This is a genomic window from Paraburkholderia sp. Clong3 (genome assembly GCF_050436485.1).
Taxonomy (GTDB): domain Bacteria; phylum Pseudomonadota; class Gammaproteobacteria; order Burkholderiales; family Burkholderiaceae; genus Paraburkholderia; species Paraburkholderia tuberum.
On the sequence record NZ_JBNDMH010000002.1, the window covers coordinates 1,152,289 to 1,172,445 of the forward strand.

At 61.5% G+C, this 20,157-nt stretch carries 16 protein-coding genes and 2 pseudogenes; 7 read left to right on the top strand and 11 right to left on the bottom strand.

Annotation, left to right across the window (positions count from 1 at the left end; genetic code table 11):
• Window positions 1–5: 5 nt before the first annotated feature.
• Both nirD and nirB read right to left on the bottom strand, forming a co-directional pair.
• On the bottom strand, window positions 6–371 hold the full coding sequence (gene nirD / locus OKW30_RS09585) for a nitrite reductase small subunit NirD (RefSeq protein WP_184074058.1): 366 nt from the start codon (window positions 369–371) through the stop codon (window positions 6–8).
• 39 nt (window positions 372–410) lie between these two features.
• On the bottom strand, window positions 411–2,951 hold the full coding sequence (gene nirB / locus OKW30_RS09590; RefSeq protein WP_429346581.1) for a nitrite reductase large subunit NirB: 2,541 nt from the start codon (window positions 2,949–2,951) through the stop codon (window positions 411–413).
• A 594-nt stretch (window positions 2,952–3,545) separates the two neighbouring features.
• On the opposite strand from nirB, the gene cobA reads away from it, so the two are divergent.
• On the top strand, window positions 3,546–4,346 hold the full coding sequence (gene cobA / locus OKW30_RS09595; RefSeq protein ID WP_429346582.1) for a uroporphyrinogen-III C-methyltransferase: 801 nt from the start codon (window positions 3,546–3,548) through the stop codon (window positions 4,344–4,346).
• Window positions 4,347–4,384: 38 nt separating this feature from the next.
• Here cobA and OKW30_RS09600 read toward each other — a convergent pair whose 3' ends face one another.
• The gene (locus tag OKW30_RS09600) at window positions 4,385–5,266 is read right to left on the bottom strand and encodes an MOSC domain-containing protein (protein WP_429346583.1); all 882 of its coding nucleotides are present in this window, start codon (window positions 5,264–5,266) and stop codon (window positions 4,385–4,387) included.
• Window positions 5,267–5,501: 235 nt separating this feature from the next.
• Between OKW30_RS09600 and OKW30_RS09605 the strand changes: the two genes are divergently transcribed.
• From OKW30_RS09605 to petA, 3 genes are all read left to right on the top strand, one after another.
• Window positions 5,502–6,959: a trypsin-like peptidase domain-containing protein gene (locus OKW30_RS09605; protein ID WP_429346584.1), complete on the top strand. Its 1,458-nt coding sequence runs from the start codon at window positions 5,502–5,504 to the stop codon at window positions 6,957–6,959.
• Between the two features lie 81 nt (window positions 6,960–7,040).
• Window positions 7,041–7,472: a carboxypeptidase regulatory-like domain-containing protein gene (locus tag OKW30_RS09610; RefSeq protein WP_429346585.1), complete on the top strand. Its 432-nt coding sequence runs from the start codon at window positions 7,041–7,043 to the stop codon at window positions 7,470–7,472.
• A 135-nt stretch (window positions 7,473–7,607) separates the two neighbouring features.
• Complete coding sequence (gene petA, locus OKW30_RS09615) at window positions 7,608–8,231, top strand: ubiquinol-cytochrome c reductase iron-sulfur subunit (protein ID WP_429346586.1); 624 nt, start codon at window positions 7,608–7,610, stop codon at window positions 8,229–8,231.
• A 457-nt stretch (window positions 8,232–8,688) separates the two neighbouring features.
• Here petA and OKW30_RS09620 read toward each other — a convergent pair.
• Window positions 8,689–9,237: pseudogene (locus OKW30_RS09620) on the bottom strand (chloride channel protein); the annotation flags it as partial.
• A gap of 1,506 nt (window positions 9,238–10,743) precedes the next feature.
• Here OKW30_RS09620 and OKW30_RS09625 point away from each other — a divergent pair.
• Together OKW30_RS09625 and OKW30_RS09630 are read left to right on the top strand one after the other, a co-directional pair.
• Window positions 10,744–11,148, top strand: a complete 405-nt coding sequence (locus OKW30_RS09625) for a heme-binding protein (protein WP_184033654.1) — start codon at window positions 10,744–10,746, stop codon at window positions 11,146–11,148.
• A gap of 80 nt (window positions 11,149–11,228) precedes the next feature.
• Entirely contained in the window at window positions 11,229–13,403 is a 2,175-nt protein-coding gene (locus OKW30_RS09630) for a malate synthase G (RefSeq protein WP_429346587.1), read from the top strand.
• A gap of 71 nt (window positions 13,404–13,474) precedes the next feature.
• On the opposite strand, the gene galU is transcribed toward OKW30_RS09630, so the two are convergent.
• Together galU and OKW30_RS09640 are read right to left on the bottom strand one after the other, a co-directional pair.
• Complete coding sequence (galU, locus tag OKW30_RS09635; protein ID WP_184074075.1) at window positions 13,475–14,392, bottom strand: UTP--glucose-1-phosphate uridylyltransferase GalU; 918 nt, start codon at window positions 14,390–14,392, stop codon at window positions 13,475–13,477.
• Window positions 14,393–14,677: 285 nt separating this feature from the next.
• On the bottom strand, window positions 14,678–14,821 hold the full coding sequence (locus tag OKW30_RS09640) for a hypothetical protein (RefSeq protein WP_184074077.1): 144 nt from the start codon (window positions 14,819–14,821) through the stop codon (window positions 14,678–14,680).
• 259 nt (window positions 14,822–15,080) lie between these two features.
• Between OKW30_RS09640 and OKW30_RS09645 the strand changes: the two genes are divergently transcribed.
• Complete coding sequence (locus OKW30_RS09645) at window positions 15,081–16,328, top strand: acyltransferase family protein (RefSeq protein WP_429346588.1); 1,248 nt, start codon at window positions 15,081–15,083, stop codon at window positions 16,326–16,328.
• A 253-nt stretch (window positions 16,329–16,581) separates the two neighbouring features.
• On the opposite strand, the gene OKW30_RS09650 is transcribed toward OKW30_RS09645, so the two are convergent.
• The 5 genes and pseudogenes from OKW30_RS09650 to OKW30_RS09670 all read right to left on the bottom strand — a co-directional run bounded on the left by OKW30_RS09650 (window position 16,582) and on the right by OKW30_RS09670 (window position 19,786).
• Window positions 16,582–17,076 (bottom strand): hypothetical protein, encoded by a 495-nt coding sequence (locus OKW30_RS09650; RefSeq protein WP_429346589.1) that lies wholly within the window; start codon window positions 17,074–17,076, stop codon window positions 16,582–16,584.
• A gap of 288 nt (window positions 17,077–17,364) precedes the next feature.
• A pseudogene (locus tag OKW30_RS09655) lies at window positions 17,365–17,791 on the bottom strand (glycosyltransferase); the annotation flags it as partial.
• Between the two features lie 206 nt (window positions 17,792–17,997).
• Complete coding sequence (locus OKW30_RS09660; RefSeq protein WP_429346590.1) at window positions 17,998–18,729, bottom strand: hypothetical protein; 732 nt, start codon at window positions 18,727–18,729, stop codon at window positions 17,998–18,000.
• Window positions 18,726–19,340 carry a hypothetical protein gene (locus tag OKW30_RS09665; RefSeq protein ID WP_429346591.1) on the bottom strand — a complete coding sequence of 205 codons (615 nt, stop codon included), beginning with the start codon at window positions 19,338–19,340 and terminating at the stop codon, window positions 18,726–18,728. Before OKW30_RS09665 ends, OKW30_RS09660 begins: the two co-directional genes overlap by 4 nt.
• Window positions 19,337–19,786 carry a hypothetical protein gene (locus OKW30_RS09670; protein WP_429346592.1) on the bottom strand — a complete coding sequence of 150 codons (450 nt, stop codon included), beginning with the start codon at window positions 19,784–19,786 and terminating at the stop codon, window positions 19,337–19,339. The genes OKW30_RS09665 and OKW30_RS09670 overlap by 4 nt, the downstream gene beginning before the upstream one ends.
• Between the last annotated feature and the right edge of the window lie 371 nt (window positions 19,787–20,157).

The window sequence follows — 20,157 nt, forward strand, 5'->3', positions numbered from 1 at the left end:
CTACCTCAAACCGCGACCCACACCTGGCCGTTTTCGATGCGCGTGGCAAATGCGCTGACCGAATACGACGGCGTTTCGAGGCATTCGCCGGTGCGCAGATCGAAGTGATGCTTGTAGATCGGCGACGCGACCACGATGCGCTCGCCGAGGCTGCCGACGAGTCCGCGCGACAGCACCGCCGCTTGCGAACCCGGATCGAAGTTTTCGATCGCGTAGACCGTGGGCTCGGCCGGCGACTCGACCTGGCCGCCATCGACGTGAAACACGGCCACCTGTTCGCCATTGACGAGCGCGCAAACGCCGGTGTTCGGCACGATGTCGTCGAGCGCGCAGACCGCGGTCCAGGCGCGGGGCAAGCGTTCGTTCTTCATGACTGGGCTCCTTTTGAGTTAAGCGGGAATCGGATGCGGTCAAACCGTCTCGACGACAACGGGAATCCCGATGCGCTGCACCTGCCGCTCAGCGGGCGTTGCCGGCCGGATCTGTCCGCGCTCCTCGACGAACGCGACGTTGCTGTCGGACTCGACGCTGTTGACGAAATGGCGGAAGCGCTTGCGCGTTTCGGGATCGGTGACGGCCTTTTTCCATTCGCACTCATACGTGTCGACCACATGCTGCATTTCCACTTCGAGCTCGGTGGCGACGCCAAGGCGATCGTCGACGATCACGTCGATCAGATAGTCGAGCCCGCCTTCGAGGTTGTCGCGCCACACGCTGGTGCGTTGCAGTCGGTCGGCGGTGCGCACGTAGAACATCAGGAAGCGGTCGATATAGCGCACGAGCGTCGCCTTATCGAGGTCCGCGGCGAGCAGTTCCGCGTGACGCGGCTTCATGCCGCCGTTGCCGCACACGTACAGATTCCAGCCCTTCTCGGTCGCGATCACGCCGACGTCCTTGCCCTGCGCTTCCGCGCATTCGCGGGTACAGCCCGACACGCCGAACTTGATCTTGTGCGGCGTGCGCAGGCCCTTGTAGCGATTCTCGAGTTCGACCGCGAGACCGACCGAATCGCCGACGCCATAGCGGCACCACGTCGAGCCGACGCACGACTTCACCGTACGCAGCGATTTGCCGTACGCGTGACCCGATTCGAAGCCGGCCGCGATCAGCTCTTCCCAGATCGACGGCAATTGCTCGACGCGCGCGCCGAACAGATCGACACGCTGGCCACCGGTGATCTTCGTGTAGAGGCCATATTTCTTCGCGACCTGCGCGACCGCGATCAGGCCGTCGGGCGTCACTTCGCCGCCCGGCATGCGCGGCACGACCGAATAGGTGCCGTCGCGCTGGATGTTCGCGAGGTAGTAGTCGTTGGTGTCCTGCAGCGACGCGTGCTCCTTCTTCAGCACGAATTCGTTCCAGCACGACGCGAGAATGCTCGCGACCGCCGGTTTGCAGATGTCGCAACCGAGCCCGCGGCCATGCTTCGCGAGCAGCGCGCCGAAACGGCGCACTCCCTCGACGCGCACGAGGTGATACAGCTCCTGGCGCGAATACGGGAAGTGCTCGCAGACGTGGTTGTTCACCGCGAGGCCCTGCTTCTTCATCTCGGCCTTCATCACCTGAGTGACGAGCGGCACGCAGCCGCTGCACGAGGTGCCCGCGCCGGTCGCGCTCTTCAACGCGCCGATGTCGGTCGCGCCCGCGCACACGGCTGCGCACAGCTCGCCCTTCGACACGTTGTTGCACGAGCAGATCTGTGCGGCCGCGGGCAACGCCTCGACGCCGAGCGCCGGCTTCGCGCTGCCGTCCGCTTGCGGCAGGATCAGGAATTCGGGGGACGCTGGCAGCTCGATGCGGTTCAGCATCATCTGCAGCAGCGTGCCGTATTCGCTCGCGTCGCCGACCATCACGCCGCCGAGCAGATGCTTGCCGCAATCGGACACGACGAGCTTCTTGTAGATCTGCTTGCGTTCGTCGCTGAACTGGTAGGTGCGGCTGCCCGGCGTATTGCCGTGCGCGTCGCCGATGCTGGCGACGTCGACGCCCATCAGCTTGAGCTTCGTGCTCATGTCGGCGCCGGCGAATTCGGCCGGGTCGCCGAGCAACTGCTTCGCGACCACGCGCGCCATCTCGTAGCCGGGCGCGACGAGCCCGAACAGCTGGCCGTGCCACAGCGCGCATTCGCCGACCGCATAGATGTGCGGATCGCTGGTGCGGCACGCGTCGTCGATGGCGATGCCGCCGCGCGCGCCGAGTTCGAGGCCGCATGCGCGCGCGAGATCGTCGCGCGGACGGATGCCGGCGGAGAACACGATCATGTCGGTGTCGAGATGGCTGCCGTCGGCGAACTGCATGCGGTGCGTGCCCGCTTCGCCGTTGACGATCGCCGTCGTGTTCTTCTGCGTGTGCACCGTGACGCCAAGCTCTTCGATCCGGCCGCGCAATACGCGGCCGCCGCCGTCGTCGACCTGCACCGCCATCAGGCGGGGCGCGAATTCGACCACGTGCGTTTGCAGACCCATGTCGCGCAGCGCCTTCGCGCATTCGAGACCGAGCAGGCCCCCGCCCACGACCGTGCCCGTTTTCGAGCGGGCGCCGCATTCGCGCATCGCTTCGAGATCGTCGATCGTTCGATAGACGAAGCAGTCGCCGCGCTCGCGGCCCGGCACCGGCGGCACGAACGGATAGGAGCCGGTCGCGAACACGAGGCGGTCGTACGGCAGCGTTTCGCCGGTCGCGACCGTCACCGTGCGCGCGTCGCGATCGACCGCGACCGCCCGCGCGTTCAGCTTCAGTTGCACGCCGTGGCGCTCGAAGAAGCCCGGCTCGACGAGCGACAGGTCATCGGCGGTCTTGCCCGAGAAGAACTCGAACAGATGCACGCGATCGTAGGCCGGTCGCGATTCTTCGCCCAGCACCGTGATGTCGAGATCGTGCGCGGCCCGTTGCGCCAGGCATTCGACCAGTTTGTGGCCGACCATCCCGTGACCGATAACGATGATTTTCATGAGCGCGCTGTCCTCTGGTATCTGGCGAAAGCGATTGCGGAAATAAAAACGGCGTCCCGCGAATCCAGCCGAGGGGCCGAATTCGGGGGACGCCGTTGTCCTGTTGGGTGCTGCGGGGCGCGTGCAGTTGTGCTGCAAGCGCGACGAACCCACGTTGGTCCGATGGCAACGCTTGTTGCAAGGGCTGTGCCAATTTCGATAAATGCGCCCGAAAGCGCGGTGTGGCGGGGATTTGCGGCAACTCGCGCGGCTTCGGACCGGATCCCGCGCGCGACGCGTTTTGAGGCGGCCAAGCACAGGGATGGTGCGACGCAGCACTGTCGACGTGCGAAACGAAGGCGCACGGGCGTGCGATCGCCGTCATGTTCTCCGCGTGAATCGCAATGTGTGGCAACGGCTTGCGCGCCTTGATCGGATCGATGGCGTGGTCCTTGCATTGCTCTTGCGCAACGTCATCGCGGCAACGTCGTCGCGACGCGCAGACTCAACCGTCGACAGGCAATGCAATGGACAACGGCGTCCCCTCGTGATCTTCACGGGCGGGCGCCGTTTTCGTTTCGGGCTAACGGAAACCAACGGCATAAGGACACCAACATGAACACCAACACCGGCAAGGTCACGCTGCTGAGTGCGGGCCCGGGCGACCTCGACTTGCTGACGCTGAAGGCCGTCAAGGCGCTCGCGGCCGCCGACGTCGTGCTGCTCGACGACCTCGCGAATCCCGACATCGTGACGCTCGCGCCGCAGGCGCGCGTGATTCGCGTCGGCAAACGCGGCGGCTGCCGCTCGACGCCGCAGGCGTTCATCGAGCGGCTGATGCGGCGTTATGCGCTGAAGGGTCTGCACGTGGTGCGCGTCAAAGGCGGCGAAGCGCTGCTGTTCGGTCGCGCGGGCGAGGAACTCGCGGCGCTGCGCGATGCGGGCCTCGCGGTCGAGATCGTCAACGGCATCTCGTCGGGCTTCGCGGCCGCCGCGGGTCTCGGCATGTCGCTCACGCATCGGCGGCATTGCCACGGCGTGAGCTTCGTCACCGCGCACACCGAAGATCACGGCGAGCCGGACTGGGCCGCGCTCGCCGCGACGCGCACGACGCTCGCGATCTATATGGGCATGCGGCGCATCGACGGCATCGCCGCCGCGTTGCTCGCGCACCTGCCGGCCGAAACGCCGGCCGCGGTCGTGCAGTGGGCCGGCGGCGGCGGCGAGCGGCGCCTGTTGACGCGGCTCGATCGGCTCGCCGCCGATGCACTCGGCGCGGGCTTCGGCAGTCCGGCGGTGATTCTGGTGGGCAATGCGGTTGGCGAGAGCGCCGAAGCGCCTTGCTGGGAACGCGAAGTTCGCGGCAATCGAGATGGGCAAACACTACCCGCGTCGGCCATGGCGCGGGCAGCCTGATCGGCGCTCGAAGCGGGCCTCGCCCGCCTTTCATCCCATCAATCGCCGAACCCGAGCTCCGCGTCGACCTGCTGCCCGACGCGCAGCCAGGCCCCCGCCCCGCTCGCGACCAGCGCGTTGTTGCCGAACGTGACCGCGCCGTCGAAGCGTTCGCTGACTCGGTAACCGAGCATCGTGTCGGTCGGCTCGTTCGGCCAGTCGGGATCGGGCGCGCCACGCGCCTGATCGATGGTCGGCATCGGACAGCGCGAGCACAGCTTGACGAGCCGTAACTCGACGCGCGCGCTCGAGTCCGCATTCGCGCCGACGGCGAGTGTCTCGACATAGTCCTCTTCATAGGCATCGAGGCCGCTGAGCACGATATTGGGCCTGAAGCGATCGATTCTGATCGACGGTGCGCCTTTGCCGTTCAGGCGCGCGTTCAGATCGTCGAGCGAGGCCTGGCCGACCACCAGCAGCGGAAAGCCATCGGCAAAAAAGGTCGTGGCGCCCCCCGTGCTGTCCGTATAGTCCGGATCGACGACGCGTTCCCGCTCGGGATCGAAGCGCAGCAAGCGCGCGGGCAGACCGAGGAACTCCGTGAACCAGGCCGCCGTTTCTTCGCCGGTGTCGAGCCCGTAGGCCGCGTCGCGCCACACCGCGGTAGCGACCCTGGGTGCCGCGGCGAGCCGCGCGGCATCGAGCGGCGTGCGCAGCTCACGCATGCCCGGCGCGCTGACGATCAGATCCTTTGCGCCGAGTTCGACCTTGATCAGCGCCATGCGCGGATACGCGCGCTGCGTGAACATCGCGCCTTCGGGATCGACGATCATCCAGTTGCGGTCGTATTCGAGGCCCGTCGCCAACAGCCGCGCCTCGGTGAGCGCGATGCCCGCGCAGGATTTGATCGGATAGACGAACAGTTCGTTGATGGTAGGCATGGTTGCACGCGCGTCGGGAGCGCAGTCCCGGCGAAGATCGGGGACTGAAAGTAGATCCGTATAGTACCGAAATCAGCGTTGACGTGGACGTGCGAGCCGGACCCTCTCATCGGGCTTTTTTAAGCTTGTTTTAAAAGTGGCGACCTAGAGTCGAATCACAGCAGCATGGAGGACGCATCGGACAGACGCGTTACTCCGACTCATCCGACTCAGCTGCTCGTGTCGGGGGCATGTGATGCAACGCGACAACCTCAAGTACTTCCTGATCGTGGAATGTCTGACCGCGGCGGTGTCCGCGGGCTGCATGGCGCAATCCCCTCCGAACAACGTAAGCTCTGGAGCGGATGTGCCGGCTGCCAGGCTTCCAGGCCACGACACGGCGCCCGCAATAGTGACGGACTTCTCGCGCCTCGTCAGCGAAGAAGGCAAAGCAGTCGTCAATATCAGCGTGACAGCGGCTCAACCCGTCGCCACCTTCACTCCCCTCTGGCCGCCGGCCGGCAGCGAAGACGATCCTTTTACCCGGCAGTTCCAGCAGTTCGCCTACGCCCCTCCTGGCGCGACAGGCCTGGCTTCGCAACGCAGCGGCTCTGGATTCATCATCGCCGCCGATGGTTACATTCTCACCGACTCCAGCCTGATAACCAAAGCAACCCGAATCAGCGTGACGCTAAAGGACGGTCGCAGGTTCAAGGCCACGGTGGTCGGCGACGACCCAGCGAGCGGTATCGCGCTGCTCAAGATTCCCGCCACCAAACTGCCGACAGTCAAAATTGGCTCACCGTCCGCGAACAAGGCCGGTCAGTGGGTCGTCTCGATCGGCTCCCCTTATGGACTGAACGACACGGTGACGGCAGGCATCATCAGCAACATGTCGCGACCTTTGCCAGGCGAGTCGTATGTACCGCTTATCCAGACTGACGTGACCGAAAATGCGGGCGATGCAGGTAGCCCGGTGTTCAGTCTGAACGGCAACGTCATTGGGATCGAAATGCCTATCACGAAAGAGATCGGCGACGTTGAAGGAGCCGCGTTCGTGCTGCCGATCAATGAAGCGATGAAAGTTGCCCGACAGTTGCAACTGCACCACGAGGCGGAACACGGACGCCTCGGCATCACGATTCAGGATGTCAGCTGGCCGCTTGCGCAATCTTTCGGTCTGAACAGGCCGCAAGGGGCGCTCGTCAGCTCGGTCGACCCGCGAGGACCGGCTGCCAGGTCCGGTCTCAGAGCAGGCGACGTCATCATGAAGATCAATGGCGTTGATATTCCAGATTCGACCCAGTTGCCCGTCACAGTAGCCGATCTCAAACCGGGCACATCCGTCCATCTCGTGTACTGGCGCGATAACGCCACGCACGATACGACAGTCGCGCTTGGCAGTCTGAATGCCACTCCTGCCGAGACCCCGGCCATTGCGCAGGTCACAGCTCCCGATGGGTTGACCGTGCGTGGTTTGACCGCACAGGAGCGACACGACGCAGGTGTCGAAGGTGGTGTCCTGGTCGAAAAAAGCACGGGGGCCGGCGCGCTCGCCGGCATCGAACCGGGAGACATCATCCTGATGGTCGACAGCACTCATGTATCAAGTCCCGCCCAGTTCCGGCGGAAAGCGGCGAACAGCGGTAACGCGGTCGCGCTATTGGTCCAACGCGACGGACAGCGCATGTTCGTCACCATCGACATGGGCTAGGGTCTGTTTATATATGTAAATAGACCCTGGCAGCGCAGTGGCGGCGCGTACCTCATCGCCACACTTTACGAGGAGTTCGAAATGAACCAGCACACAATCGTCAAAGTTGGCTTGACGGCACTCGCACTGGGCGCAAGCGTCCAATACGCGTTCGCGGCAACTCAGCCTTTACCCGCGGTACAGCACGAGGGTGAGGTTACGTTCCTGAGCGGCGGGATCGGCCTTGGCCAATCCACCGCTATCAAGGAGGTCATGCCAAGGTATCCACTCACGCTCGAGTTTGCGGGCAAGGCGGCTAGCGGCAACGAATACCTTGCGAATATCCCGGTGACGCTATCCGACATGCACGGCGATACGATATTGCAGACCACCGCAAAGGGTCCTTTCCTGCTGGCGTCGCTGCCTCACGGCCGGTATAGCGTGAGCGCCACATATAACGGCAAGACGGAGCGCAGGGACGTGAATATCGCTCCGTCGTCGCATGCGCATGAAGTGTTCCTGTGGTCGATGTAGACCGGCGTTTCGCCTTTCTGGCCGCACGCGATCCGATTCGCCGGCTTTCCGGCGCGTGACGACCGCGGCGGTGCATTCGGCAACCGGTACTCGTGAAAAGTCGCGATGGGCAACCGAACCGACTTGGAGCTTGCCATGAAAAACGGTTCCAGCGAGCCTCTCGACGAAACCCGCCGCAGATGGCTCATCGCCACATCGGCCGTCGGCGCCATAGGAGGCGTGGCGGTCGTCGTTCCTTTTGTCGACTCGTTTGCGCCGCCAGCGAGTGCGAGGGCAGCCGGGGCGCCAGTCAGCGCCGACATCGGCAGACTCGAGCCTGGCAGCATGATGACCGTGGCGTGGCGCGGCAAGCCGATTTTCATCGTCAACAGAACCAACGAGATGCTGGCGGCCGTGCTCAAGGCCAACCCGATGGTCGCCGACCCGCATACCGCGCATCCGTTCTCGATACCGTTGCCGGCCTACTGCAACAACGAATACCGGTCGCGCCCGGATCATCGCAACATACTCGTTGTGATCGGCGTGTGCACCCATCTCGGCTGCACCCCGCTGCCCCGCTTCCAGCCCGGGCCGCAACCCAGTCTGCCCGACGATTGGCCCGGGGGCTTTCTGTGCCCTTGTCACGGCTCGACTTACGACCTGGCCGGTCGAGTGTTCAAAGACAAACCCGCGCCCCAGAATCTGGATGTGCCGCGTTACATGTTTGCGTCGTCGACGAGCATCGCTATCGGACGGGATGAAAAAGGCGAGGAGGCATAGCCGCGGCATACGGTCGAGGACGCGGGAAGTTCCTGCTACGGTCACGCAATACCAGCCCGCCTCGCTACCGCTACATCGATCCGTGGCGGCCGGTCGAGCGCGCGATGTCGCGCCGGTCGCCTATCACCTACCGAGATCGAGATCACCAATTGATGCGCGAAGCCGCGAAACCCAAGGCGCTGAGCGCGAAACTGCCTGCGCCGAAAGAAGTGCGCGACTTAAAGTGCTCCTCGGCGGCCGTCAGGCTTTCGCCGTTCGCCTCGCTCGACAGGTTCGCCGAAGAAGAGCCCGAGGGTGGCTCGGCGCGGTCCGCATACCATCGCGCCATGGGACACGCAACGGCCGCCGCGCACGAGCCGCTCGACAACCTGATCCCGGCCCAGGGACCCGATGAATCCGGCGGCATCAAGTCCTCAGCAATCCGATCGCCCACCGTTGAATTCACGCTACCGCAAATGAACGCCGCCGACAGGCCTGCGGCGGCACCGGCGAGGGCGAGCCTGCGTTCGAGATCGAACCCGCGGATTGCCCGAAAGCGCGCTGGATAGAAGTGCCGCAGATTAAACATCAGCGCTGCGCCGACGTGGATGGTCGGGCCTTCGCGGCCGATGGTGAAGCCGCCGACGATCGACAGAAAAGACACCACGATCTTGCCGATCAGGATCCTGATGCTCAAAAGCCGCGGCGCAAGTCCGCCGCGATCATGCAGCGTGGCGATGACCTGAGGAATGCCGCTGCCTTTCGCGCCGGGAATGAACCGCCTCTTGATCCATACGCTGGCCGCGCCGATAGCCGGCGTGAGCAGGAAAGGCAGCCACCAGCGGACGGCGGTAATGCGCCGAAATATGTCATGACATGCGTCAATAAGGTGCGCATACAGAACTGCGACGAGACCCGTGGCCACCGCGCCCAGCCAGAAAATCCCATAGCGGAACGACAGCCGCCGAGCATGTTGCAGCGTTCTTCTGTCAAGGAATCGAAAGAAAGTGGCGAACGGATTCACCATCACGTATGGGTCAATTTAAAAAAAAGCCCAGCCGTTAAGCTGGGCGGAGGGGATCGCCTTCTGTCGCCTGAAGACGAGTGGACGTTCTCTCGGACCCTATGCAACAACCAGCAATATCGCCGTACCGTGTTCCGCACCACTCGCCGCCAGGATAGGCATGTTGTGACATAAATTCAAGTGAATGCTGCATTCTTCGATAAAACGTCAATCGGGGCAGTTCGACACCAATTCATTCAGACGAAGGCGTGCAATTGCGTAGCGCACGACGCGCGGACCAGTTCAAAGCCCGAAGTACCAGAGCCGCACGTCCTCTTCCTCGACCACATCTGCACGTCCAGCATCTCGTCGAATTCGACCGGCTCGCCCCGGTACATGCAGCAGAACCCGCGCTCGGTCCGGTAGACGATCACCCACTCGCGCGGGTCGGGGGTTGCGTCGGGCGAACGGTCAGGCACCTGCCACAAGGCGTCCCCGCACAGTGGAGAGAACGGGCGATCATCATCGTGCCGGCACGGGGAAAGCCTTTAAGCCTGCTTTAATCGCCACTGCATAGATTGAAAGCGTACCAGGCCTGTCGTGCCTTCAACGAGCCAACGATCGATCCGCCACTACCGACGCGGAGCAAGGTTGATCGCTGCGATGCCCCACTGATCGAAGCTGACAGACAGTTGACTGGCACTTTACTGGTTCTCTCGCACAAGGAGGACACACCATGCGTACGCTGCCTGCACTATGCGCTGGAATATGTTTGGGCTTCGCCCACCTTGCCATCGCGCACCCGACCTCGGACGTCGCCCCGAAAACTGGGTGCAAGGATTTCTCCGCGATCGCCATTCATCAACGCCCCCCGCTCGCTGACTGGGTTGCACCGCCAAGCCGTCATCGTGTGGTCCGGACTGACAGCGCGATCATAGTCAATGCTGCTGCCCCGGTTGGCCTCATTGTCGGCGAGTGCGGGAAACCGACCTGAACAGGTCGAACGCAGATCGAACGTTTCTTCGGGCGTATCAGCCAGTTTCGGCTGCCTTCCACTGGTTTCGACTGGTTCGTGGGCGGCTAAGCGGTGTTCGCGTCGCCCATGCGCGGGTCTGGATCACTCGTGAAAGCGTGAACCGGGCCTAGTCCGCTTGCCGCTGTCATCCAACGATGAACCGGAGCCGTCGCCCCCGCTACGGCTCGCGGCGCGACCATTGTCTGGCCGCAATGAAGGCTTCGAAAACCAGCTCATCTGCTGGTCTACCTCGTTATTTCTGAACCAGGCCGCGCTTGTGGACCGCCCGGCGCGTGGCGTTGCGGCGGCACTGTCGAGCGCACGGGCAGAGCCGCCTGGCGAGGCCGCCGTTTCGCGCTGCCTCGCGCGGAAGTAAAATCGTCGGATCAGCCGCGCGCCGGAGAGCCGCAAGAAGCTTGCAACGGAGCCCCGAGGATCTCCTGAAGCGCCGCATCGCCGGTTACCGAAAGAAGCTGTAGACGCCACCTTCCCATCACCGAGACAGGAAATTCATTATGTTGACCAAACCCATGTTGACCGTCGCCGAGACGACCCGCATTGTCGATGCCGCCCGCGCGGAAGCCGAGAAGAACAAATGGCCTGTCGCGATCGTCGTCGCGGACGACGGCGGCCATCCGCTCGCGGTGCTGCGTCTCGACGGCGCGGCGCCCTCCACCTCGTATATCGCGACCGAAAAAGCGCGCACCGCGGCGCTCGGCCGGCGCGAAACCAAGGTCTATGAAGACATGATCAACAACGGCCGCACCGCGTTCCTCAGCGCACCGCTGCAGGGCACGCTCGAAGGCGGCGTGCCGGTGATCGTCGATGGCCACGTGGTCGGCGCGGTCGGCGTGTCGGGCGTCAAGTCGGAGCAGGATGCGCAGATCGCAAAAGCCGGCATTCAGGCGCTCGGCGTGTAAAGCGCCGAGCGTCAAAGCAATCCCGAGGCACAACGCGGACCGATGCCCCCTCGTCGGTCCCATAACAGATGGAGCAGTCGATGACTCAGATGAACCCGCGCGGCGGACTGCAGGTCGCCGCCAACCTCGACCAGTTCGTTGAATCCGAAGCCCTGCCCGGCACCGGAATCGACAGCGCCGCCTTCTGGTCGGGATTCGACGCCCTCGTGCACGAGCTGGCGCCCAAAAATCGGGCGTTGCTCGCCGAGCGCGACCGCCTGCAAAGCGAACTCGACAACTGGCATCGGGCCAATCCCGGCCCGGTGCGGGATCTGCGCGCGTATCGTGCGTTTCTCGAAGGCATCGGCTACATCGTGCCCGTGCCCGCCAGCGTCCAGGCCACGACCGACCACGTGGACAGCGAAATCTCCGGACAGGCCGGCCCGCAACTCGTCGTGCCGCTGTCGAACCAGCGCTACGCGCTGAACGCCGCAAACGCGCGTTGGGGCAGCCTGTACGACGCGCTGTACGGCACCGACGCGATCCCCGAAACGAACGGCGCGGAAAAGCAGAAGGGCTTCAACCCGGTGCGCGGCGCAGCCGTGATCGCGTATGCGCGCAAGTTCCTCGATCAGGCCGCGCCGCTCGCGAACGGCTCGCACGCGGACGCAACGCGCTACAGCGTCGAGAACGGCCAGTTGGTCGTCGCGCTGAAGAGCGGCACCACGGCGCTGAAGACACCCGCGCAGTTCGTCGGCTATCAGGGCGACGCGAGTACGCCGTCGGCGGTGCTGCTCAAGCACAACGGCCTGCACGTCGAGATCCAGATCGATGCGAACGATTCGATCGGCAAGACCGATGCCGCTCATGTGAAGGACATCGTCGTCGAAGCGGCGGTCACCACGATCATCGATTGCGAGGACTCGGTCGCGGCCGTCGATGCCGACGACAAGGTGCAGCTCTATCGCAACTGGCTCGGCCTCATGAACGGCGACCTGACCGAACAGGTCACGAAGAACGGCAAGACCTTCACGCGCCGGCTCAATGCCGATCGCGAATACATCGGCGCCGACGGCAAGTCGCAGGTCAAGCTGCATGGCCGCTCGCTGCTGTTCATCCGCAACGTCGGCCATCTGATGACGAACCCGGCCATATTGACGAAAGACGGCCACGAGATTCCGGAAGGCATTCTCGACGCGGTGATCACGACGCTGTGCGCGCTGCGCGACCGCGAGAACAAGCTGAACTCGCGCACCGGCTCGATCTATATCGTGAAGCCGAAGATGCACGGACCGGCCGAAGTCGCGTTCGCGAGCGAACTGTTCGCGCGCGTCGAAGACCTGCTGAAGCTGCCGCGCAACACGATCAAGATGGGCATCATGGACGAGGAGCGCCGCACCAGCGTGAATCTGCTCGCCTGTATCGCCGCAGCGTCGGCGCGCGTCGCGTTCATCAACACGGGCTTCCTCGATCGCACCGGCGACGAGATGCACTCGGCGATGGAAGCGGGCCCGATGATGCGCAAGGGCGACATGAAGTCGAGCAAGTGGATCACGTCGTACGAGCGCAGCAACGTGCTGGTCGGTTTGAGCGCCGGCTTGCGCGGCCGCTCGCAGATCGGCAAGGGCATGTGGGCGATGCCCGACCTGATGCACGCAATGCTGGAGCAGAAGATCGGCCATCCGAAGGCCGGCGCGAACACCGCGTGGGTGCCCTCGCCGACCGCGGCGACGCTGCACGCGCTGCACTATCACCAGGTCGACGTGCAGGCGGTCCAGCAGGAACTCGAACGCACCGACTATGCGACGGTGCGCGACGAACTGCTCGACGGCCTGCTGACGATTCCGGTCGTCGAAAAGGCGCAATGGAGCGACGACGAAATCCGCGCCGAGGTCGACAACAACGCGCAGGGCATTCTCGGCTATGTGGTGCGCTGGATCGACCAGGGCGTCGGCTGCTCGAAAGTGCCGGACATCCACAACGTCGGCCTGATGGAAGACCGCGCGACGCTGCGTATTTCGAGCCAGCACATCGCCAACTGGCTGTATCACGGTGTGATCAAGCGCGAGCTCGTCGAGGAGACGTTCAAGCGCATGGCCAAGGTGGTGGACGCGCAAAACGCCGGTGATCCGCTCTACCAGCCGATGGCGCCGGGCTTCGACACGATCGCGTTCAAGGCCGCGCAGGCGCTCGTCTTCGAGGGGCGCCAGCAGCCGAGCGGATATACCGAGCCGTTGCTGCACAAGTTCCGGCTCGAGGTGAAGAAGCAGGGTTGAGGCCGTCCGGCCGAAACGACGACGGGCGCCGTGCAATGCGGCGCCCGTTTTTCCTTCCAGGTCGTGTCACTTCACGCGGCTTCTGCCGTCAATTGCGCCGCCTCCCCACCTGACGCTTCGTTCTTCATATAGGCTTGCAGATATGCCTCGAATTCAACCTTCACCTCGGGATGGCGCAGTGCGAATTCGACGGTCGCCTTCAGATAGCCGAGCTTGCTGCCGCAATCGAAGCGCGTGCCGAAGTAGCGATACGCTAGCACCTGCTCCTCGGTCAGCAACGACTGCACCGCGTCGGTCAGTTGCAGCTCGCCGCCCGCGCCCGGCTTCAGCGCGCGGATATGCTTGAAGATCGTCGGCATCAGCACGTAGCGGCCCACCACGCCGAGATTCGACGGCGCCTCGTCCGGCGCTGGCTTCTCGACGATGCCCGACAGCTTGATCACGTTGTCTTCCCACTCGCGGCCATCGACGACGCCGTACGAGCGGCTGTCCTCGCGCGCGATCGTTTCGACGCCGATCACCGAGCTGTGATAGTGGTTGAAAGTATCGACGAGCTGGCTCATCACGGGCTTCGCGCTATGCAGCAGGTCGTCGGCGAGAATCACCGCGAACGGGCTGTCGCCCACCAGTTTTTCGGCGCACAGCACCGCATGGCCGAGACCGAGTGCTTCGGCCTGGCGCACGTAAAAGCAGTCGACGTTGGCCGGCTTGATGCTGCGCACGAGGTCGAGCAGCTTCTGCTTGTTGCGCGCTTCGAGTTCGGACTCGATCTCATAGGATTTATCGAAGTGATCTTCGATCGCGCGCTTGCTGCGGCCCGTCACGAAGATCATCTCGGTGATGCCGGCGTCGATCGCTTCTTCGACCGCGTACTGGATCAGCGGCTTGTCGACGATCGGCAGCATTTCCTTCGGACTTGCTTTGGTAGCCGGCAGGAATCGTGTCCCGAGGCCCGCTACGGGAAACACGGCTTTGGTGACTTTCAGCATGGTAGGCATTCCCACATCGGTTAGAAATTGGTGTGTTCGCGGACCTTGCGGCCAATCAATGCCGGCGCAAGACTAGCAGAAAAACTGCGAGGTTCACGGAGGCGGCTTTTCTCCGATTCAATTCGGATAATTCGCGCATTAATCGCAATGCGATATTGTGAAAAATTGAGGAAATTATTACGTATCTATTGCCAGTTGGTGATCGAGCAAATCCGAAAGTCTTACCTTTCGGACGACCCCTGGCACGGGTCGCCTGGCGACCCGATGACCGGCTTCGGCAGCACGTCATTCCTGTTCGTCGACCGGTGGCAGCTTGCCTGGGTTCATCCGGTAGCTACGGATCGGCTCGTTGCGCAAGGCATCGCGGTAGGCGGAGGCGGCCACCAGGATCAGCAGGACGGCCACGCCGGCCAGTAAATGCAGGTTCATGACTTCACCTCGGGGTCAGAAAATCCTTGCTTTAAATTAGCACGACAAAAGCGATAAATAATTCGATACCCCATACGTCGACGCGCAATTACAATTCGTCACAAAATAGATGTCGGATTCAATGCGAAATGGATTTTTTTAATCATTTTTCAGGATTGCGGTGCTCTAGGATGGATGCGTCGCGGGTGCGCAAGACGCCCGCTCGAAGGCCTGTTCCGCGTCAATTTTTTCTCTTTTCCGCTTCAGATAAGGACCGCGTATGAGCGACCCAGCACTGGATGCCGCCGGCTCATCCCTGCCCCTCTCCCCGCTGCCGCGCCCGGAGAAAAACCCGGCCACGGCGCATGCGCGCAGCGACGCGCGTGTCGATAGCGCCAGCAAGGAGCACGCGATCGACGCGATGCGAGGCTTCGCCGCGCTGCTGGTCGCCTACTTTCATTGCCGCCAGATCGTGTGGGTCGGCATGCAGGCGTTTCATCAGAGCGTCGGACATTCGTTGAGTCCCAGTAGTCTCGCCGCGTATCTGACGTTTCCGATCGCATGGGGCTCGGCCGGTGTGCCGATGTTCTTCGTCATCAGCGGCTACTGCATCCATCGCGGCGGCGCGCTGCGGCTCGCGGGCAATCCCGCTTACCGGCTCGATGCAGGCAACTTCTGGCTGCGGCGCTTCGCGCGCATCTACCCGGTGCTGCTCGCGGCGCTCGTACTGACCTTCGCGCTCGATTCGTTGAGCCTGCAATTGCCGCCCGTCAGTCACAAGATTCGCGACATCGGCTGGCATCCGTTTCTGGTCAACCTGTTTTCGCTGCAGGGTATGGCGGGTAAAACGTATGGCTCGAACGGCGCGCTGTGGACGCTGTCGCTCGAAGTGCAGTTCTATGCGATCTATCCGCTGCTGTTCGCGCTGCGCAGACGCATCGGCATGAACGCCGTGCTCGCGCTCGTCGGCGCGATCAACGTTGCGTCCGCGTACGGGTTGGAGCGCCACGATCTGCAGTTCTTCACGTCGTACTGGTTCTCCTGGATGCTCGGTGCGTGGATCGCCGACGCCAAAGCGCGCAGCGTGCGAGCGGCGCGTGCGCCGGCATCGCTGTACGTGCTCGCGGCGGCCTTGATCGCGGCAGGCTGCGTCGCGTTTCACTTCGGCCAGTACGGCGCGTTCCAGATATGGGCGCTCGGCTTCGCGTGCTATCTGTACAAGACACTCGATGCGCGCAAGGACCCGCAATGCGAAGCGAGCGGCGTGCTCGCGCTGCTTCGCGCAGGGTCGCACGCGCTGTCGCGCCTGCTGTCGCGCGTCGGCGACTTCAGCTTCTCGCTGTATCTGATCCATCTGCCGATCTTCGTACTGCTGTCGGCGTGGCTGTTTCGTTCGTCGCTGCAGATGTCAATCTGGCCGTCGTTCGGCTATATGCTGGTCGCGGTGCCGGCCGCCTATGTGTTTTATCGGCTCGTTGAGTTGCCTGCGATGAAGTGGTCGGCGAGTTTTAAGCCTGAAAGGCGCTAACGGAATCTGGACGTCGGGTCATGCTCACGGTATCCATGGCAGCATGGCGAGACAAAAATCAACGAGTCGGTGTCCACACCGATATGACCGAACATCGCGGCTTGAGCGCGTTTTGAACACATCCCTAACGGCTTTGTGCTTACCGGCATCGAGTTCATCGGCGATGTCGCCTTTGCCCAGTCGCGGTGGTGCCGCGTGCCTGCGTGACCTGTCTATGAACAGGCCCCGCTTCGGCGGAGCCCTGTTCTTGTGCTTATGGGTTGATAACCTTGCTGCGCGGCGTCACCCTTGGATCGTCGCACATCCACGCGCAGCTACCGTTACAAATCGGCTTGAACTCTACGAAGACCTGACGATAACCAAGTGTGCCATCAGGACGCTTCACTACCATTTCATCCGTGAAAGTATGCTTCTCGATCAGAATGTTTTCACTTCTGATACCAAGCTGCTGCAAATACACCTTGACGCTTCTAGCCCGGTCTTCTTTCAACCGATCCAGATTGCGTTCTACGGTATATGCGCCGGCCATGATAACCGCCTGAATCTGGACGTCGGGCCATTTTTTCGCCTCGATTACGGCATCCATAATTGCGAGCCTGTTTGCATTGGTCAGCGCAGTCGTATTGAATGGCAACTCTATCTCTGCTTCTTCCCCGATGGTACATGCGCCAGCCGATCCATAAAGACAAGCCGAAATGGCAAGCGCTACGATCACAACACTGCCCCTCACTTCCAGCTTCTTACTCATCTGATATTTCGCCCATCGAATGTTGCAATATAACCGGTTATGTTGTCTGCATTCCTGATTGCGATATCAGGATGATTTTTCGCAAAGTACTTCGCACCTGACTCGGTATCTGCATATACCTCATCGATCGAATTAAAAGTATCCGCATAATGGGTGCACTCGTGAATCAACTCGCCATTTGAGATACTGCAAAACTTCGAATAGATAGCGATAACGCGCCTTTTGGAATCGGGTTTGCATATTTCGAATTCGATCTATTACCCGCGTTCCGTTTAGATGATCAATTCGTCGGCTGCTTTCTGAAAGCGAGCCGACAAGAAAGGCGTCGCGCGGCAAATTCAGGTGCTCGCGGAGCACGGCTTGCGGCACCGTGCGCAACGCGTCGAACGGGTCCGCGGCAATCCCGTTGAATACGACGTCGATGCGCGCGCTGTCGAAACTTGTGAGCTTCGCGAACGCCTGTGCCGACGCCGCCGAATTGGCGATCACATGCGTGAGACCGAGCCGCGCGCACCATTTGATGATCGCGAGATGCTTGCCGCCAAAATGCTCGGGCGCTGGCGATGTCGCGCAGATGCCAGACCACCGGCCGTCGCGCGAGTTTGCCGGCCACCGCGCCGATCACCATCGCGCGCTGCGTATTCGCGTAGATCACGTCCACGTTGCGCGCGCGTCTCGCGGTGGCGCGCAGGAGCGACATGAGTCCTTTTAACGCCCCGTCGGGTCATGGCCGCCGTATTCATGGCGGCCAGCGCGCCATCCATGCAACTCAGCTTTCTACTCATGGGAGACCTGCTCTCCGCGGCAATGACGTAGCAACGTCGATACTTAGGGCTACGCTGATTAAGTCCTTTTCGCTCCCCGCAAAGCCTTGTCGCTACGTGGCCATTTGCGAAAATCAGGTACTTATTTAGCGTTGCCTTAGTTCTTGTCCTGAATGGAAAATTGAAACGGTATCTCTGGATGCGTAAATCTGAGCCGGAGTTGCTTTAAAGCCGGGACCGGGACAAAGCGCTGTTTCTCAAACGTGTAGTACGACACTACGAGGCCAACGCGGGATGCCTGTGCATCGTCGAAAACGTAACTGTTCTTCGGAAAGGCAAGCTTGCCGTCCTTCGTCGCCACTACGGCCCGACATGAAGAAAGTAGACTTGGCAGATGCAGAAACGTCGGGTTGCGCGCCAGAGGGTTTACCAGGAGGGAGATCTGCTGGTATCGACTTGCGGCTTCGCCCGAACCGCTGCCGTGCCCTTCCACGCAGAGTAGGAGCGGATGGGTATCGGTTCGCGCAGCAATGAATACATTGGCTGATTGCGGAAAGATTTCGGACACATGCTCTCCGGGAAACGTCGTAGCGTCCGCAAAGCGATAGGTTTTGCCGTTGACTGCCAGGCGATTTCCCCAGAGTTCAATATTTAGCGTATTCCGTTCCAGTTTGCCTTGTAGCTTCGTAAAAATGCCTGGCTCGCCTGGGTCGGAATAGACCACGCCGGCGTTTTGCTCGGTCGGGTCACCGTTCTGCTTGATTGGGACGCCAAACACTGCCCCCGGTTGGGCAATGTAGAAGGCTTCGTAGCCGTCGTAAGACTGAGCGGCATCTGCGCTGCTAGATAGGGCGACCAAAGCCGCCACCAGTATCGTTATGATTCTCATCGGTATGCTTTCGCTCCTGTCGCTTTCAGGTAGTCGGGGTTAAGCGTCCAAAAAATCGTGCTTCCGTGGGCAGCAGTGGAAACCCAAACCGAGTCGTAACGACCTCGTTCAGCCCCGTCGACAATTTTTCCGGTCTTCTTATTCACAACCCGCCATCGCATGATGAACAAGCGTTTGTTCTCTTGCATCCTGAAGATGTTGTGGGACGGATCGCCCCACTTGAATCCGATTTGGACTTTTGGATGGGTCGCGTAGTCGGTCTTGAAGTCGAGACCGTCCCACCAAAACGCGCCGTTAGACGGGTCCGGGCCTTCGTTTCGCAATGCTTTTCGAGCCCATTCGACGGCGAGCTTCATCCCAGGACCGGCATCGAGTTTTTCGTCGGGGGTGAACATTAGTTTATTGAAGCGCTGGTTCGAACCATTCCACGCGTAAGCATAGTTCGGATCCACTGCGCGCAATTCGGACACCGTTTTCCCACCCCATGCCCGGCACCTGTTGGCGACGGCAAACGCGATTCCTCCGATTTCGTTCGAATCATTCGCTGTGGATCCCTCTCCGTAAGCGATCGCGGCCAGCAATCGCATATCGTTACTGATCGGATCACTCATCGGACATTCCCCGCACGCCAAGCCACGACGGTCAGATGCGGATGATTCTTCATCGGAAATGAACGCGTTTTACCATCTGCAAGCGGCGCGTCCTCAACGACCATGCGTCCGTCGCTCAATAGCTTGTAGGTCATGCCTTCGACGGGAGTCCCGGTATTCGCGTCAACAAGCTCGAAATAATGTTCGAGATCCTCTTCTGCATTCTGCGGCGCTGGCGCTGCCTTACGCTCGCGACAATCGCACGCCCATGAGTAACCCAGGGCTTCGGCCATGTCGTAACCGTTTGAATACGACTTCAGCCTATCGAACGGAAACCATTCGCCGGTTTCGGCGTTCAGCGCCATTGCGGACGGCATTGGCGGGAAGTTTGAGTAGATTGAATAGGTAATACGGCAGAGCTGGCACTCTTCCTTGACGCCGGTTTCATCCTGTTTCTGCTGTTCCATTTGACCTCTGCTGATCTTCCAGAAAAAACACCCGGCGAATTAATCATCTAAACGGGTCACGGTCAAGGACTTTAATTTGAGATAAAACCGTTTTGACATATATTTACAATGACTCCGGAAATCTCATGTTCATGCGCATCTTTCCCGTATCGTGACTCAACAAAGAAAGCGGCTCAATACCGCATTTTTGTTGGCTCTCGCCTTCGGGGGCCATAGGCTCCAGCAAGAACTATTGTCAATGTTTGTCAAAAACCGTCCTATTTCGAATTAAATCTATTGACCGCAATCCGTTTAGATGATCAATTCGTCCGGTGCTTCCTCACAGTTCAGAAAACGGCCAATCGAGCCCCAGAAACGTGAAGGTACCGGAA

Coding starts and splice junctions, on each gene's coding strand:
- nirD (WP_184074058.1), bottom strand. CDS start 371: ATGAAGAACGAACGCTTGCCCCGCGCCTGGACCGCGGTCTGCGCGCTC.
- nirB (WP_429346581.1), bottom strand. CDS start 2,951: ATGAAAATCATCGTTATCGGTCACGGGATGGTCGGCCACAAACTGGTC.
- cobA (WP_429346582.1), top strand. CDS start 3,546: ATGAACACCAACACCGGCAAGGTCACGCTGCTGAGTGCGGGCCCGGGC.
- OKW30_RS09600 (WP_429346583.1), bottom strand. CDS start 5,266: ATGCCTACCATCAACGAACTGTTCGTCTATCCGATCAAATCCTGCGCG.
- OKW30_RS09605 (WP_429346584.1), top strand. CDS start 5,502: ATGCAACGCGACAACCTCAAGTACTTCCTGATCGTGGAATGTCTGACC.
- OKW30_RS09610 (WP_429346585.1), top strand. CDS start 7,041: ATGAACCAGCACACAATCGTCAAAGTTGGCTTGACGGCACTCGCACTG.
- petA (WP_429346586.1), top strand. CDS start 7,608: ATGAAAAACGGTTCCAGCGAGCCTCTCGACGAAACCCGCCGCAGATGG.
- OKW30_RS09625 (WP_184033654.1), top strand. CDS start 10,744: ATGTTGACCAAACCCATGTTGACCGTCGCCGAGACGACCCGCATTGTC.
- OKW30_RS09630 (WP_429346587.1), top strand. CDS start 11,229: ATGACTCAGATGAACCCGCGCGGCGGACTGCAGGTCGCCGCCAACCTC.
- galU (WP_184074075.1), bottom strand. CDS start 14,392: ATGCTGAAAGTCACCAAAGCCGTGTTTCCCGTAGCGGGCCTCGGGACA.
- OKW30_RS09640 (WP_184074077.1), bottom strand. CDS start 14,821: ATGAACCTGCATTTACTGGCCGGCGTGGCCGTCCTGCTGATCCTGGTG.
- OKW30_RS09645 (WP_429346588.1), top strand. CDS start 15,081: ATGAGCGACCCAGCACTGGATGCCGCCGGCTCATCCCTGCCCCTCTCC.
- OKW30_RS09650 (WP_429346589.1), bottom strand. CDS start 17,076: ATGAGTAAGAAGCTGGAAGTGAGGGGCAGTGTTGTGATCGTAGCGCTT.
- OKW30_RS09660 (WP_429346590.1), bottom strand. CDS start 18,729: ATGAGAATCATAACGATACTGGTGGCGGCTTTGGTCGCCCTATCTAGC.
- OKW30_RS09665 (WP_429346591.1), bottom strand. CDS start 19,340: ATGAGTGATCCGATCAGTAACGATATGCGATTGCTGGCCGCGATCGCT.
- OKW30_RS09670 (WP_429346592.1), bottom strand. CDS start 19,786: ATGGAACAGCAGAAACAGGATGAAACCGGCGTCAAGGAAGAGTGCCAG.